Below are 15,677 nucleotides of genomic sequence, written 5' to 3'. Positions count from 1 at the left end.
GTACATCTTTTTTCGAGCCAAAATGGCTATTTTGAGCAAATGCCTGCAAAAGTGCAGTTATTTTTCTCGAAAATCCGCAATTTCGCTTTAAACGAACAAAAAGCCTGCACTTTTGCAGGTTTTTTGCTATTTTACGATAAAAGTTACTCAAAAACTGTATTTTTGCAGGAATCGGGACAACCGAGCGAGGCAGGACATCATGCTACTGCCCCCCCATACACCCTACACCCCTGCCTCCCTATACTCCGTTGGCGTCATGCCGGTTACTTTTTTAAAGACCTGGGTGAAGTAACGCGGGGCTTGATAACCTACCATCGGGGCGACTTGGTACACTTTGACTTGGCTGTTCTTCAGAATATACTTGGCCTTTTCGATACGGCATTCCGTCAAATACTCGAGGAACGTGTAGCCGGTCACCTGCTTAAACAGCAAGCAAAAATGGCTGATGCTCAAATCGGCGCGCTCTGCGACTTCCTCCATGCTGAGGTCCTTATGATAGTTGCTTAAAATGTACTCCTGCGTCTTGGCGATCACATTCTGCACGTTGTCCTTGATCTGGCTCTCGCGGCTTTCGCTGATCCACCGGCCAAAGTTCGCTTTCAGCAGCCCGATCATTTCACTCAATGTTCCGAGGGACTGCAGCTCCTGCAGCAAGCCTTCCAGCGACCACTCTGACAGCAGGTGCATCTGCTCGTATTGCCGGAACATGACCACTGTCAGTTCCACGATCATCCGCTCGGCGGCTTCCTTCGAGAAGGCCTGCTCTTCGAGATATTGCTTCGTTTCATCCAATGCGGACAATAGCCGCTCCCGGTTCAGCGTCCGAATGCTGTCCAGGAGCACCGCTTCCAGGTGCTTCGGATATTTGGCCTCCCGATCGGCCCCGGGCTCCCGGCTCGGTTGATCGATGAACACGCCCGCCCGGTCGCTGTAAAACCGCTGATACAACGCCCTTATGGCGCTTTGGTACGCCTCGCTCAACCGCTCCAGCCCCGCCGCCGTTTGGCTGAACCCGATGGAGCAGGACAGCTTGGTATAGAGCTGAATCTGGCGGACGGCATCGCTGCCCAGCTCCTCCTTCTGGCTGGAGAGCGTACTCGGGAACAGCAACACCCATTCCCCTGCGTGAAAAGGGAACATCGTCAGCGCCCCATGCGCCACCGACCATTCCCCCAAAATGTTGCGCACCGCAAATAACCACAGCCGCCGCTCCTCCGGCGACCACTGCTCGTTCAGCTTGACGAAATGATCCAGTTGGATCACCGCCATAAAATAGTCCTGCATCAGCTCGCTGTTCTCCAGCCAGCGCATATGCTGCAGATGACTTTGGCTCTGGTTGCCTTCGATAAATTCGGCAAACATCCGCTCCCTCGCCAGCATCGACAACACCTGCACCGAGTGCAGCAGCTTATCGTTCTCCGCCCGCTTCTCCAACGTTCTCTTCGCCCGCCGGATCATCTCGATCAGCTCGTCATGGTCGATCGGTTTCAGCAGATAATCAAACGCTCCTTCCCGCAACGCCTCGCGGGCATATTCAAACTCCCCGTAGCCGCTGACGAAAATAAACAGCCGATTGGCATTCTCCGCCAACACTTCCTTCATCAACGTGATTCCGTCCATCCCCGGCATGCGAATGTCGCTGATGACCATATGCGGGGACAGCTCGCGGATGAGCTCCAGCGCTGCTTCGCCTCCCCGCGCTTCTCCGACGATTTCCAGGCCCAGTTCCTCCCAGGGCACGGCGACTCGCAAACTTCGCAAAATCACCGGTTCATCGTCCACCAAAATGACCCGATATTTCTCACCTTGTGCTACCATCCTGCACCTCCAGCCGTCTCCGCCGGCAACGAGCTTCTGCGAAGCTGCCAATATTGCGCCGACGTTTGTTGAATCTGTTCCAACGCCTCCTCGGGCTTCGTCCGCTTGCTGATCATTTCCTCCAGTACCTTGAGGAACGTTTTATTTACCTCGGGAGGAAGCACGTTATCGTAAGGGACAAAGCTTTGGCTGCTTTGTTCCATCATTTCAACTACTTGAGCAAACACCGGTCCCGTTTTTTCCGAGTCATACGTAATCTTCATCGAAGGAATACGCAAAGCCTCATAAACGATACGCCGTTGCACCTCTTCGGAATAAAGAGCCTTCAGCAGCTCCTGCGCCGCTTCCCACTTGGCCTCCTCCAGATTGGAGGATAATCCGATTCCGATGGTATACCCTCCGGCGATCGAGCGGCTGCCCCCCTCCGTCAGCGACGGGAACGGGATCACGCCGACCTGATTCTGAAAGCCTGCCGGCGCCTTCTCGTTGTGGAACAGGTTGATGTCCCAGCTCCCGTTCAGGTACATCGCCGCCTCACCGCTGGTGAACCGTTCGATGGCTTCCTCCGTTGACAGGTCGTTGGCCGGCTCGTAGAAGGCGTTCTCATCGATCCAACTTTTCAATTGCTTATAAGCTTTCCAGTAATAGGGGTTCTGAAAGCTTAACGACTCGTCGCCTTGCACCAGCTCATTGATCAGCCCCGGACCGGCATACCGGTCCATCAAATAATGGGCGAAGATAGCCGCCGGCCAGCGTTCCTCGTTACCCAGCGCAAACGGCGTGATCCCGTGAACGGTCAACACGTCTATAACCTTGTTCAAATCCTCCAGCGTCTCCGGAGGCTCCAAGCCCAAGTCATTAAAGATTTCCTTATTATAAAACAGCGGCTCCGCATTCCCTTCAATCGGCAACCCGTAAATATGATTGTCGAAGGTCCATAAATGCAAATCCTGAAACTGTTGCTTAAGCCCATTTTCCTCTACGAAATCCGTTAAGTCCATCAGCCGGTTGGAGCGGACGTAAGGCTCGATTTCAGCTCCCCCAAACAACACAAACATGTCGGGCGGCGTCCCGGTAACCATTTCGCTCTTCAGCTTCTGCTCGCGGTGGACGGTCTGGTCCATTCCCTCGAAGTTCACCTTGACGTTGGGATGCGTCTCTTGGAACTTGGCCACAACGTCCTCGACGATGTTCAGCATCTGCCGGTCATGCTCCTTAATCCAAAAGTGGCGGAAGGTTAAAGTGACCTTCTCGGTCTGCTTCTCCTCGATTGGCTCGTGACCGGCGCCCGCGATGATCAACACGGAGATTGCCAGCACTACGGCGTAGACGGCGATCCAGCCCCAGTTCAAAAACCATTTTTTCATGTCAACCGCCTCCTTCCTCCGTCGTTATCGTTTCGCCGCTGCCGAATCGTGGAGAAGCTTCGGAATGCGGATGCGGATGGTCGAGCCATGTCCGGGAGATGAACAGATCAGGATGCCGTAGCGGCTGCCAAACCGGATGCGCAACCGCTCATGCACATTTCGAAGTCCAACCCCGGTTCCCCGGTAGTTTTTATTGCCTTCGTCCTTGCTCCACAAATTCATCAGCCGATCCAAGCTGAAGCCCGGCCCATTATCCGTCACATCGATCATAATATCCCGGTCATCTTCCTTCGCTGTAATCGAGATCAGCCCTTTTTCCTTCATCGGCTCGATCGCATGGTACAGCGCGTTTTCCACGATTGGCTGGACGATCAGCTTCTGGGTCAAATAGTGTTTCAGCGACTCGGGGATTTCGATCTGATAGTCGAACTGCTCCTCAAAGCGGAACTTCTGAATATCCAGATAATGCCGCACATGCTCCATTTCCATGGCCAGCGTAATAAGTTGTTGGTTTTCGCTAATGCTGATGCGCAGCAGCTTGCCGAGCGAGACCACCATTTTGCTGATCTCCTTGTTCCCCTGCAAAACCGCCAGCGAATTGATCGATTCCAGCGAGTTATAAATAAAATGAGGATTGATCTGAGCAACCAGCGCCTGAAGCTCGAACTCCTTCTTCCTTGCCTGCTCGGTCTCTACCTGTTCAATCAGCTCAGAGATTTGCGTGCTCATCCGATTAAAGCCATCGACGAGCAAATCCGTTTCGTCTTCGCTGCGCACGGAAGAGGTAATCGGCACAAATATCCCCTGCTGCACCCGCTTCATCCCGTTAACCGCACCGATGATGCTGCGCACCAATCGACGGACGAAAAACCGGTCGAACAGAAAGGCCGAAATCAGCGACACCAGCACCAACACAATCGCGATGTTGCGGATCGAGTTCGATTCCGAAGCGATCAGCTTACTGGGCGTAATGGCCACAAGATACCAGTCCTTGTTATGTGAAGGCAAGTAGGTGATCAGCGAGGGTTCGCCTTGATATTTGGTGGTATAATACCCTTTCCCTTCCGGCTCCTCCTGGGTCAGGAAAGGAAATTCCGTGCGCTCTCCGATATACGAGCCGGACTTGTCGAACACGATATTCCCCTGCTTGTTCACGAGCAAGATATCGCCCTGCTTTAGCGTCACAGCATCCCAAAACACTTGATCCAAAATATCTGGCTTCACGTAAATCACTAACGCGCCGATATCCTCCAGAGAGTAGTAATCCTTAATTAATCGGGCTTGAATCAGCACCGGCTTCCCGGAGGCGGCCGAACCGTTCTCCCCCGGCCCTACCCAAACCGGGCGGCCTTCGGCGGTTTCCATCGCCCCATACCAGCTTTGCTGCTTCAATTCCTGAAGGGACATCGCCTCATTAAACTGGTACTGCAGTTTGTCCTTGGAATACAGGCCAAACGATGTAATCATCGGGTGGTTGATCAGGTTGTTGATGTCCTGCTTTTGCTCATAGGTCACCGCAAAGTTCGGCTGCTTCACCAACTGCTGGATTAATGGCTGCGCGATCGCCGAGTTCGAGACGGTCGTCACCTCGTTTAACGCAAACTTCAGCTTGCGGTCGGTTTCAAGCAAGGAGACCCAATAGAAGGTATTCGATTTATTCTCCATGGCCCGCGAGAAGCTGTAATACGAGATGGAGCCCATCAGAATGACGGGAATAAAGACGAGAAGAATAATAGCCAGCAAGATTTTTCGACGAAGCTTCATTTCGTTCCTCCTATGTTTCTCCTACTCTATTATTCTTCATACCCCAGCAGATTCCCTTGCACCTTTCGACAAAGCGAAATTCGCAAGAGGCAAGCCCCTTGCGAATCTGTTTTAACGTATCCTTTCATGACCTATGTTCAACCATCGTTTCTAGCAGCTGCGATGGCTTTCTCCCATTCCTTATGCGGATTCGCTTTGTTCTCAAGCACGTTCTGGAGCGCATTCTTGAGCTTCAAATCAACTTGCTCAAACCGCGGACCACGGTAGAACGGTTTGACGCGTTGCGCCGATCGGGCGTAAGCCTCCGAGATCACCTGTCCTCCAAAAAACTCATCTTCTTCGGCCAGGAAAGCCGGCTCGTTATAGACAGACGGAATTGATGGCATCTGCCCGTTGGCTTGAAACGACTTCAACTGTTGCTCCTTGTTGGTTAACCAGGTAATAAACTCGTAAGCTTCCTTCGGATGCTTCCCTTCCTTCGGCAACGTCAGGAACGAGCCTCCCCAGCTGCCGGAGCCTTCAGGAATTTGCGCAATCCGCCACTTGCCGGCTGTCGCCTTGGCGCTGCGGATCTTGTCCTCCATCCAGGTTGGGCCGAGAATGACGCCTACATTCCCCTCGCGAATCGCTTGTTCCCATTCGGGAGAACCAAGTGCCCAGCTGCCAATCCATCCTTCTTGAATGCCTGTTACCGTAAAATCGTACGCCTTCTTCACCTGCGGATTCGTGTCCGCGATAAAGGAGCCGTCAACCTTATTAAAGTAAATCACGTCCGTCGATTGGTCGCGCAGGCCGTTATACACTAATTCTGCCGAATCGGCAAACGGGATTCCGGTTTCCTTCGTAAACTGCTTTGCCACGGCGGCAAATTTATCCCATTTGTTGATCGCGGCGCTAAATTCCTCGGGATCGGTTGGAAGTCCGGCTTGTTCCATTAAATCCGCGCGATAGTAAACCACCGTCGGACGGACCTCGGCCGGCAAGCCCATTTGAAAGGAACCGTCAGCCGTAGTCGCTTGCTTCCACGCCCAATAGAGGTAGTTCTGTTCGATGCTCTTCGCGCCAAAATCATATAGGTTATAAAACCGATCTGGTTGATCCATCAACCGCTGCATGGACTCCTGATTTAACATCAAAATATCCGGGGTTTCTGTCCCAGCGGACAAGGCTGCCTCTAAGCGGTCATCTTGTTCGATTGAATCTGTTGCCTTGCTGAATCGGATGTGAATATTAGAATGCTCCGCCATATATTCCTGGGCCAGCGCTTCGTAATGGGCATCTTCCAGCGCCCAGAACGTCAGCTCAATCGGGGAACCTAGACTGCCATTGGTCAGGCCCGAAGCGATGCTCTCCTCATCATTCGCCGCATTGATCACGCTGTATGCGCCTAGCAAAGAAATCATCATGGCGGCAACCGGCAGAACAGCCAACCATTTTCCTCTCTTCATTGCGGTTGATTCCTTTCCTGCATCCGAATTTATACCTTTAGTCTAGCGAAATCAACGCGGATTTTTGAGGAGGCAATTTTGCGATTTCAGGTTGGAATTTTTCCGATCCCAGGCAACAAAAAGCCGATTCTCCACTTCAATCCGTGAAGAATCGGACGCTCTTTTCCATATTTATAGTAAACCTGCAACTTGCCCGCGTTCGTCAAGATGAATCCGCTCCGCAGCCGGATGCTTTGGCAGCCCGGGCATGGTGACGATTTTACCGGTATGGACGACAACAAAGCCGGCACCTGCGGATAAGGTAACGTCCTTGACTTGTACGGTAAATCCTTCAGGGGCGCCTAACAGATTCGCCTGATCGGAGAACGAATACGGCGTCTTCGCCATGCAGACCGGCAGCCGGCCGAAGCCCTGCCGCTCCAGCTCCTCGATTTGGGCGGCCGCTTTGGCGCTTAGCTTGATGCCCTCGCCGCGGTAAATTTCCCTAACCACCGTCTCGATTTTGGCCTTGAGGTCCAGATCATCGGGATAAAGCGGAGTATATTGCGCGGTCTCCTGCTCCAACATGCCCAGCAGAGCCAACGCCATCTCCCTGCCGCCTTCACTGCCTTTCGCCCAAACGTCCGACAGCTCTGCCTTAACGCCCAACTGGGCGCATTCCTCTTTCACAAGCGCAATCTCATCTTCCGTATCACTGGTAAAATGATTAATCGCGACCATCACCGGCACCCCAAATTTGCGAAGGTTCTCCAGATGCCGCTTCATGTTGGGCAATCCGGCTCGCAGCGCTTCCATATTGGGCTGGTCCAGCTCGGTCTTAGACGCTCCGCCGTTGTATTTCAACGCCTTCACCGTGACGACCAATACAGCTGCATCCGGCTTCAAACCTGCCTGCCGGCATTTGATGTCGAAGAACTTCTCCGCGCCCAAGTCAGCTCCAAAGCCCGCTTCTGTCACAACGATATCCGCCAGCTTCAAAGCGGTCTTCGTACCGATTACGCTGCTGCAACCGTGGGCGATATTGGCAAACGGTCCGCCGTGCACGATTGCCGGCGTTCCCTCCGCCGTCTGCACCAGATTGGGCTTGATCGCATCCTTCAGCAGGACGGTCATCGCATCCACAGCGCCAATCTGCGCTGCGGTGATCGGCTCGCCTGCCATGTTCCGGGCCACGACCATCCGGCTCAAGCGGTCCTTGAGATCCTGCGCATCCTCACTGAGGCATAACACCGCCATGACCTCGGAGGCCGTTGTGATCATAAATCCGGATTCGTGCACGCTCCCGTTTCCTTCGCCTAGTCCTACGACGATTTGCCGCAGGCTGCGGTCATTCATGTCCATGGCCCGTTTCCACAAGATCCGGTCCGTGTCGATCTGCAGGGCATTCCCTTGAAAAATATGATTATCCAACATCGCCGCCAGCAAATTATGCGCGGATGTAATGGCATGCAGGTCTCCGGTAAAATGCAGGTTGATATCCTCTGAAGGGAGCAGCTGCGCTTTATTGCTGCCGGTTGCACCGCCTTTCATGCCAAAGCAAGGTCCAAGCGACGGCTCCCGCAGCGCCGCAATGGTTGTCCGCCCGATGGCATTCAGCGATTGGGCTAGTCCAATCGTCGTTAACGTTTTTCCTTCTCCAGCCGGCGTCGGATTCATCGCGGTCACCAGCACTAATTTTCCATCCGGCCGGTTGCGAGACTCTTCTCGGATGCTAGCATCTATTTTCCCCTTATACCGTCCATACAATTCGATATGTTGTTCGGCAATTCCACACGATGCGGCTACTTCCAATATCGGCTTCATTCCACTCCGCTACCTCCATCTATCTCGTTCTTTTTTTATCCCGAAAATCTTATAGAAAGAATTTATCCTTATTGTACATGAAATAGATGGAAATATGCGTGATGGATTTCGTCCTGAATCCCGATTGCAGCACTACTTCGGAAAAACATCAAGGGCCTTCGGCGTAAGCTGCAGGCCCCTGTTCGATTTATAAGATCCATTGTACCCACAAAGGCAAGAGGACCAGTGTGAAGATCAGCGTAGGCGGGATGACGATCATCGTCACTTTCAAGTAATCATCCCATGTAATTTTGACGTGATGTTTTCTAAGAAGATGGAACCAGATCAACGAAGCTAACGTCCCGATCGGCAATAACAATGCACCGATATCACTGCCAATGACACTAGCCAGATAAGAGATCTTTAGCGTCAGAGGGTCCAGCTGCATTTCGGTGAGCGTCATCGTTCCGATCATTAAAGCAGGGTGATTATTGAAAAATATGGAGAGTAACGTCATAACTCCTCCCATGAGCAAGCTGGCGTTCAGCATGCCGTCGTGGATCAGAGGATTTACAAGCGAAATGAGAAAATTCGTTAATCCGATGTTGTGTAACCCAAAAATGATAACATACATGCTGAAAGCGAAAACCAAAATATGCCACGGAACCTTGCGAAGCATATCTGATGGCGGAATCTTCAAACGGTACCATCTCCACCCTAGCAATACACAAGAGCCAAGTACAGCAGCCAGCTCTACGGGAATCCCGTAGTAAGAGGCAACAAATAAACTGATGCGTACGATGAGCACGAATAGCAATATTTTTTGCATAAATTTCGTATCTTGTTTCAAGGGCTCGCGATACGGCGCAGCCTGCTCCAACCCATCATCGGATTCAAGGCTTAATCGCGGTGCTTTTAACGGATGTGCCCTCAATCTGGGCGGCAGCTCTTTCGGCAATTGACGATAGAATACGAGAAATAGTAAACCTACCAGCACAATCAACCCTAAAATTGCAGGGACAAACATCATCATCGTGTGCGTATATAAGTTCATCCCAACCATATTAAGTGCAATCAAGTTCACGATGTTGCTGAATCCGATCGGGGCGCTGGAGGCTGTTGCCACTAAAGCTCCGGATAAGAGATAAGGGATCTTCTGATGGTTTTTCAACTTAAATTCTCTTAGCAATAGCAGTAATATCGGTGTCGTAATGAGAATGCTGCCATCATTATTAAAGAACAGCGTCATTAAAAAACACATCAGGTTCACGTACCAAAACAAGCGGATCCCGGAGCCCCTGGATCGGTAAGCAAGTCCCTCGGCTGCCCAATGAAAAAAACCGAAGCTTTCCAAGACAAGCGCCATAATAATCGTCGCCATAATCGTGATCGCCGCTCCGCTCACGGTCTCTCCGATATGAAGCAGATCGGAAAAGTTCACTGTCCCGCTGAGTAAGACGATGACAGCCCCGATCGTGGAGGGGAAAGCTTCATTGAGTCCCCTTGGGCGCCACAAGATTAGGATGGTGGTTAGAACAAATGCGAGAATCGTTAAGCTTGCAGCTGTAAGCTCTATCAAGTGACCACCTCCATTCTCCAATTGTTTCTGCTCTAGCCGGCCGATTATTTACCGCTGACACGACCAAGGTATTCGTACTCAGCCTGCTGAACTTCAACAACAGGAGCATGGGCAATCGTTTCTTCCTTGACCGAAGGTTTTAACAACGTATAGAGTCCCAACCCCGAAAGTACAATCAATACAAGGACAACCATTTTCTACTCCCCCCTTAAGGCAAATGGACAGACTTAATATGCTGAATATTCCATATCACCGATTCCCCGTCAGCTAAAACAAGGTAAAGCAAACCTCGATCAACGGATTGAACGATCCCGAATTTATCCGGCGCTTCCCCATGATCGAGAACCGCCAAACTCCCTTCCATCTTTTTAAGTTGTTGCTCAAACGTTCGGGCCAAGGTCAGACCGGTAGGCTTCACGTTTAATCTTTCATTTTCTAAAGAAAAGGGAGGTTTGTTGGCCGGATAAGGCATAATTAACTTCACATGATCCAATGGGACATACACGGTATGAAAAACCGTAGAATAGAATACAAGGTAATCGTTCATGACGCTGGTTAGATAACCGCTAAGCGTATGAACACCCGTCAGAAAAACTTCCATAAAGACGCCTCTGGCGTTAAATAACGTTTTCCGAAAAGAAATCGACTCTCCCGCTGCCCATTCCAGCGGGTTTTCGTACAAGGTTCCCTCATTATCTTTCTCAGGAGATGGAATAACCCGGAAGTGATGAATGTGCTTCGTTGGAATGTAGTAATAGCGCTCTTGTCTGAAGATGACGACGATATCATCTCCTGCATCAATTAAGAGCCCTGTGTCTAGTTGTGGTCTGCCGCTAATGGTGAGTTCGATATGTTGTCCGATGCGAGAAGTTAGCATAGGCATCGTATACCTCCTTTATCATGAGCATCGTGGTGAGGGAGAGAGGCAAGCCATTTGTGAGCTTGGCGCTTACGACTGGAATAAGCGGGTCCTTTCCCAAATTTTAAAGAAGGCGGCGCCCCAGGCACCGCCTCAATGACTGAAGGCTTTCGTTCCATTCTTAGAGAAAAGGATCCCATTTCTTCTTGGAGGATACCTTGGAGGATCCTCCTTGCCGTTTTTTGCTCGACTTTTTCACATTGCTGCTCGTCTTTCTGGTCCCCCACCGGTAGCCGCCAGTAGCTCCACCCATACGTCCCCAAGTGGATGAGCCGCCAGTTCTACCGCGGGTTCTGCCGCCAGTAGCTGCTCCACCCGTTCTACCTTGCGTGCGGGTTCTGCCACCGGTTGCAGAATCTCCTCCTCTGCCATGCGTATGGTTTCCACCATGAGAATGGTCTCCATGTGTGTGGTTTCCGCCATGATTATGGTCTCCATGCGTGTGATCTCTGCCTTGGGTGCGGTCTCTTCCCTGGGTTCTTCCCTGGGTGCGGTTTCTGCCGCCCGTCCCCGCACCGCCGGTTCTGCCGCGACCTCCACCGCCACTTGTTCTGCCGCCTGTAGCTCCAGAGACGGTGGCGCTTTTACTGCCTGAGGTTTTACCGTCGGTTCTGCCGCCGGTTCTCCCTCCCGTTCTGTTGTTGTTGGATCTGCCATTGTTGTTTCGGTTATTTCCGTTTCTATTGTTGTTATTATTGTTGCTGCTGGAGCGGCTGCGCACGGTCACACTTTTGATATGATAGCTTTGAATCTGCACGAGTTCATTATTGACAATGAGAGTCAAACTATCGTTGCCATAATCCGAGATGATCCCTTCGATCTTCTCAGGGCCTCCGCGGTTAATTTGCACTTTTTGGTGTTTCAGGGCACGAAGAACGCCATCGAAATTGTACGAACGAATAATGGATTGGCCTGTTCTCCCCATCGTTCCTTTGGTTTTCCCTTTTGTGCCCAAGTTTTGACTAAAGCTCTTCACATGAGCGTTTTTGATATAGACCGTGCCGTCCTTGGCCAGAATGACAAGGTAATCCGATCCGTAACCTACCAAAGTTCCTTCAACCGAATCCGGGCCACCCCGATTGATTCGGACGGTGCTCCCTTGTAAATTGCTATAGCCGTTTCCTGTTTGACTGAAGGCCATAACCCATTTCCCCTTCCATAAATTGCTTAACATTCACAAACCGTATAACGAATTTGCTCGAGAGGGATCCTTACACTCCTCTCATTCACTTCCATCACAACTTCATCGGCAGTTATACGGGTAAGCCACCCTTTCTCGACTTGCGGCCCGCCAATATCTAGTTGGATCTGATGGTGCAGGAGGCTGGAGAGAAGTTCATTAAATCGAGGCGCCATGATCACTTCAACTTCTTGACTGTAGTTCGTCGGGACTCTCTTCCATCTCGTTTCGGACAAGCTGTCAATATAAGCCGAATGGTAGTAGAGTATGCGACGATTTTTCGTTTGTACTGCCACATAATCATTCTGGATGCTTACTAATCTGCCAATGATGAAACCTGGTTGACCACGATTAATACAAACTTCCTTACCTATGAGATACATTAATTGACTCAGCGATTGGTAGCAGGCCACGTTCCTCCCCTCCTTTCATTTGCCCCCTAGCGGGAATTGTAGTACATCATATGTCGATGACTAACCTTTGTCCTAGTCTGATATCTATCATCTATAAATTTCCACTTCTGTAACTAAAGTAGAATTGCCTACAAGAATCAAAGAAAGAAACTTCCCTGTTGCCCTAGGTTAAAGCGGACCATCCGACTACTGCCTGCATATTCTGAATATTAAAGTGAAATGCGGCAGGCTTCCGCAAGAAAGGTGATCAGGTTGAGGTTCCCCGTTCGTTCGCTTCAAATCGGCCGGTCAGACCAAGCAAAGCTAGAAAAAAGCGTATGGGATGACCAATACGCCAACGCATTACTGATGACGGATAACATTAAGGAGAACGTCAAAATCCGTTACCGGGGTGGACACACCCGTTATTACGACAAGAAATCCTACGAGCTTCGCATAGGTCACAGAAGCATCCATTACAACGTGGAGTGGGATGACCCTACCATGATGAGAAACGCACTCTCTTTTCGTTTTTTTGAGAAAATAGGGGTACCGAGTCCAAGAACGAGACATGTTTATCTGGTAATTAATGGAGTAAATCAGGGGCTGTATCTGGAGATTGAAGGGGTAGATCGGTCGTTTTTTACCAAAAGGAAAGTGAAAACGAGTTCGTTGTTATATGCCATCAATAACAATGCCAACTTTCGTCTGATTGGGGAGGGGGGAAAACGCAAGCGCAACCTTGCTTCCGGCTACGAGCTGGTGATTGGCACCTCTCAGGAGATGGCACGAATCTCGCGGTTTGTGGAACGGCTCAATACGCTCAAGGGGAAACGCCTTCTGGCCTATTTGAAGAAGCATTTAGATGTTCCGGAGTATTTACGTTGGTTAGGCGGGGCGGTGTGCACCGGGAACTTTGACGGCTTTACTCAAAACTATGCGATCTTCCGCAAAAAGGGCAGCTTGAAATATCAAATGAGCCCTTGGGATTACGAGGGAACCTGGGGGAGAAACAGTTACGGGAAGCTCAGCAACATCGACAACGTCCGGATCAAAGGGTATAACGGGCTGACCCAAAAGCTGCTCTCCTTCCCCTCAGTCCGGAGGCAGTATCGCAATACGCTGAAGGAGATTCTGGAGCGTCATTTTACGGTGAACCAGCTGGCTCCAACCATTAACTCACTTCACTCCTCGTTGATGCCAGCGCTTATGGCGGATTCCACGCGTAAATACTCCACCGATATCCTCCTGTCGGACCGTCAGGTCATTCTGGATTATATCGCGAAACGCCGTGAATATTTGCTCCGCGAGCTTGAGAAGTAGTGATGGGATGAGGTAGGTACGGTAGGTAGGCTGAGATGGCGCGCTTTTCGGTATTTGCACGCGTGCCCCTACACGCCGCTCTACGCGATTGCACGATTCCTGCAAAAATACAGTTATTTTGCGGGGGAGTGGCCGTTTTGCCTGGAATGCCTGCAAAAGTGCAGGCTTTTTGCGCCGATTTGCTCGAATTGACCTAAATCGAGAAAAATAACTGCACTTTTGCAGGCTTTGACCGAGAAATCGAGATTTCTCCGAAAAAAACTGTACTTTTGCAGGTTTCCAGCTCGGGGCAAGCACAAGTCAAACACAAAAAAAGCACCACCGATCAACGGCAGTGCTCTTTCGTCTTTGCTTGGCAGCGTCCTACTCTCCCAGGACCCTTCGGTCCAAGTACCATCGGCGCTGGAGGGCTTAACGGTCGTGTTCGGGATGGGAACGAGTGGAACCCCTCCGCCATTGCCACCAAACATGATTTTTGCGCTGCTTTTACTTCCACGCTTTCCGCTTCAGCAAAAGATCATACCTTAGAAAAGGCATGCAGCTAAAAATCGCTGCGAGAAAAGATCAATCCTTTCTCACTCAGGCGCTTGATCACCTGAAAACTGGATACGAAACTCCATCTGCGTTTGCCTTTCCGGGCCCCGCCAAAGTATTCGGACTAAGCATCGAAGCTTCACGTCACTTTGGTGGGTAGAGTTTTTTGGATAAGCCCTCGACCGATTAGTACCTGTCAGCTCCATGCATTGCTGCACTTCCACCTCAGGCCTATCAACCTTGTCGTCTTCAAGGGGTCTTACATACGGGGAAATCTCATCTTGAGGGGGGCTTCACGCTTAGATGCTTTCAGCGCTTATCCCGTCCGCACTTAGCTACCCAGCTGTGCTCCTGGCGGAACAACTGGTGCACCAGCGGTGCGTCCATCCCGGTCCTCTCGTACTAAGGACAGCTCCTCTCAAATTTCCTACGCCCACGACAGATAGGGACCGAACTGTCTCACGACGTTCTGAACCCAGCTCGCGTACCGCTTTAATGGGCGAACAGCCCAACCCTTGGGACCTACTTCAGCCCCAGGATGCGATGAGCCGACATCGAGGTGCCAAACCTCCCCGTCGATGTGGACTCTTGGGGGAGATAAGCCTGTTATCCCCAGGGTAGCTTTTATCCGTTGAGCGATGGCCCTTCCATGCGGTACCACCGGATCACTAAGCCCGACTTTCGTCCCTGCTCGACTTGTCAGTCTCGCAGTCAAGCTCCCTTCTGCCTTTGCACTCTTCGAATGATTTCCAACCATTCTGAGGGAACCTTGGGGCGCCTCCGTTACTCTTTAGGAGGCGACCGCCCCAGTCAAACTGCCCGCCTGACACGGTCCCCGTACCGGATCACGGCACCAGGTTAGAACCTAGATACGATCAGGGTGGTATCCCAACGGCGCCTCCACCGAAGCTGGCGCTCCGGCTTCCTAGGCTCCCACCTATCCTGTACAAATCGTATCCAAGTCCAATATCAAGCTGCAGTAAAGCTCCATGGGGTCTTTCCGTCTTGTCGCGGGTAACCTGCATCTTCACAGGTATTAAAATTTCACCGGATCTCTCGTTGAGACAGCGCCCAAGTCGTTACGCCATTCGTGCGGGTCAGAATTTACCTGACAAGGAATTTCGCTACCTTAGGACCGTTATAGTTACGGCCGCCGTTTACTGGGGCTTCGGTTCACAGCTTCGGGCTAAACCCTAACCGCTCCCCTTAACCTTCCAGCACCGGGCAGGCGTCAGCCCGTATACTTCGCCTTGCGGCTTCGCACAGACCTGTGTTTTTGCTAAACAGTCGCTTGGGCCTTTTCACTGCGGCCCCCTCGGGCTATTCACCCTACCGAGGCACCCCTTCTCCCGAAGTTACGGGGTCATTTTGCCGAGTTCCTTAACGAGAGTTCTTCCGCGCGCCTTAGAATTCTCTTCTCGCCTACCTGTGTCGGTTTGCGGTACGGGCACCTTCTCCTGGCTAGAGGCTTTTCTTGGCAGTGTGAGATCATGACCTTCGGTACTGTAAATTTTCCCTCCCCATCACAGCCTAGCCTTATCGGTGTGCGGATTTGCCTACACACCAGCCTC

At 51.4% G+C, this 15,677-nt stretch carries 11 protein-coding genes and 2 rRNA genes (1 of these 13 cut by a window edge); 1 reads left to right on the top strand and 12 read right to left on the bottom strand.

Annotated elements, in window-relative coordinates; all coding sequences use genetic code 11:
• Nucleotides 1-222: 222 nt before the first annotated feature.
• The 10 genes from ACL02P_RS21500 to ACL02P_RS21455 form a co-directional block, all read right to left on the bottom strand.
• On the bottom strand, nucleotides 223-1,818 hold the full coding sequence (locus ACL02P_RS21500) for a response regulator (RefSeq protein WP_412838049.1): 1,596 nt from the start codon (nucleotides 1,816-1,818) through the stop codon (nucleotides 223-225).
• Nucleotides 1,812-3,185 (bottom strand): ABC transporter substrate-binding protein, encoded by a 1,374-nt coding sequence (locus tag ACL02P_RS21495; protein ID WP_009227119.1) that lies wholly within the window; start codon nucleotides 3,183-3,185, stop codon nucleotides 1,812-1,814. The genes ACL02P_RS21500 and ACL02P_RS21495 overlap by 7 nt, the downstream gene beginning before the upstream one ends.
• 24 nt (nucleotides 3,186-3,209) lie before the next feature.
• Nucleotides 3,210-4,949 carry a sensor histidine kinase gene (locus ACL02P_RS21490; protein WP_260070701.1) on the bottom strand — a complete coding sequence of 580 codons (1,740 nt, stop codon included), beginning with the start codon at nucleotides 4,947-4,949 and terminating at the stop codon, nucleotides 3,210-3,212.
• Between the two features lie 137 nt (nucleotides 4,950-5,086).
• Complete coding sequence (locus ACL02P_RS21485) at nucleotides 5,087-6,397, bottom strand: ABC transporter substrate-binding protein (protein WP_412838048.1); 1,311 nt, start codon at nucleotides 6,395-6,397, stop codon at nucleotides 5,087-5,089.
• 171 nt (nucleotides 6,398-6,568) lie between these two features.
• Nucleotides 6,569-8,200 (bottom strand): formate--tetrahydrofolate ligase, encoded by a 1,632-nt coding sequence (locus ACL02P_RS21480; RefSeq protein WP_412838047.1) that lies wholly within the window; start codon nucleotides 8,198-8,200, stop codon nucleotides 6,569-6,571.
• A 187-nt stretch (nucleotides 8,201-8,387) separates the two neighbouring features.
• Nucleotides 8,388-9,758, bottom strand: a complete 1,371-nt coding sequence (locus ACL02P_RS21475) for an arsenic transporter (RefSeq protein ID WP_412838046.1) — start codon at nucleotides 9,756-9,758, stop codon at nucleotides 8,388-8,390.
• Between the two features lie 44 nt (nucleotides 9,759-9,802).
• Nucleotides 9,803-9,952 (bottom strand): hypothetical protein, encoded by a 150-nt coding sequence (locus ACL02P_RS21470; protein WP_009227114.1) that lies wholly within the window; start codon nucleotides 9,950-9,952, stop codon nucleotides 9,803-9,805.
• Nucleotides 9,953-9,966: 14 nt separating this feature from the next.
• Entirely contained in the window at nucleotides 9,967-10,641 is a 675-nt protein-coding gene (locus ACL02P_RS21465) for a hypothetical protein (protein WP_009227113.1), read from the bottom strand.
• Between the two features lie 157 nt (nucleotides 10,642-10,798).
• The gene (locus ACL02P_RS21460) at nucleotides 10,799-11,818 is read right to left on the bottom strand and encodes a hypothetical protein (protein WP_412838045.1); all 1,020 of its coding nucleotides are present in this window, start codon (nucleotides 11,816-11,818) and stop codon (nucleotides 10,799-10,801) included.
• 26 nt (nucleotides 11,819-11,844) lie between these two features.
• Nucleotides 11,845-12,270, bottom strand: a complete 426-nt coding sequence (locus tag ACL02P_RS21455; protein ID WP_412838044.1) for a hypothetical protein — start codon at nucleotides 12,268-12,270, stop codon at nucleotides 11,845-11,847.
• 252 nt (nucleotides 12,271-12,522) lie between these two features.
• On the opposite strand from ACL02P_RS21455, the gene ACL02P_RS21450 reads away from it, so the two are divergent.
• Nucleotides 12,523-13,572 (top strand): CotH kinase family protein, encoded by a 1,050-nt coding sequence (locus tag ACL02P_RS21450; protein WP_412838043.1) that lies wholly within the window; start codon nucleotides 12,523-12,525, stop codon nucleotides 13,570-13,572.
• Nucleotides 13,573-13,922: 350 nt separating this feature from the next.
• On the opposite strand, the gene rrf is transcribed toward ACL02P_RS21450, so the two are convergent.
• Nucleotides 13,923-14,039 (bottom strand): 5S ribosomal RNA (gene rrf / locus ACL02P_RS21445).
• A gap of 233 nt (nucleotides 14,040-14,272) precedes the next feature.
• A 23S ribosomal RNA gene (locus ACL02P_RS21440) occupies nucleotides 14,273-15,677 on the bottom strand; it runs 1,526 nt beyond the window's last position.

This window comes from Paenibacillus sp. MB22_1 (assembly GCF_047200555.1).
GTDB classification, from domain to species: domain Bacteria; phylum Bacillota; class Bacilli; order Paenibacillales; family Paenibacillaceae; genus Fontibacillus; species Fontibacillus phoenicis.
This window is presented reverse-complemented; position numbering and strand designations above follow the sequence as displayed.

What these genes read in the sequence shown, in the direction of transcription:
- ACL02P_RS21500 (WP_412838049.1), bottom strand. Translation starts at nt 1,818, where the DNA reads ATGGTAGCACAAGGTGAGAAATATCGGGTCATTTTGGTGGACGATGAA.
- ACL02P_RS21495 (WP_009227119.1), bottom strand. Translation starts at nt 3,185, where the DNA reads ATGAAAAAATGGTTTTTGAACTGGGGCTGGATCGCCGTCTACGCCGTA.
- ACL02P_RS21490 (WP_260070701.1), bottom strand. Translation starts at nt 4,949, where the DNA reads ATGAAGCTTCGTCGAAAAATCTTGCTGGCTATTATTCTTCTCGTCTTT.
- ACL02P_RS21485 (WP_412838048.1), bottom strand. Translation starts at nt 6,397, where the DNA reads ATGAAGAGAGGAAAATGGTTGGCTGTTCTGCCGGTTGCCGCCATGATG.
- ACL02P_RS21480 (WP_412838047.1), bottom strand. Translation starts at nt 8,200, where the DNA reads ATGAAGCCGATATTGGAAGTAGCCGCATCGTGTGGAATTGCCGAACAA.
- ACL02P_RS21470 (WP_009227114.1), bottom strand. Translation starts at nt 9,952, where the DNA reads ATGGTTGTCCTTGTATTGATTGTACTTTCGGGGTTGGGACTCTATACG.
- ACL02P_RS21465 (WP_009227113.1), bottom strand. Translation starts at nt 10,641, where the DNA reads ATGCCTATGCTAACTTCTCGCATCGGACAACATATCGAACTCACCATT.
- ACL02P_RS21460 (WP_412838045.1), bottom strand. Translation starts at nt 11,818, where the DNA reads ATGGCCTTCAGTCAAACAGGAAACGGCTATAGCAATTTACAAGGGAGC.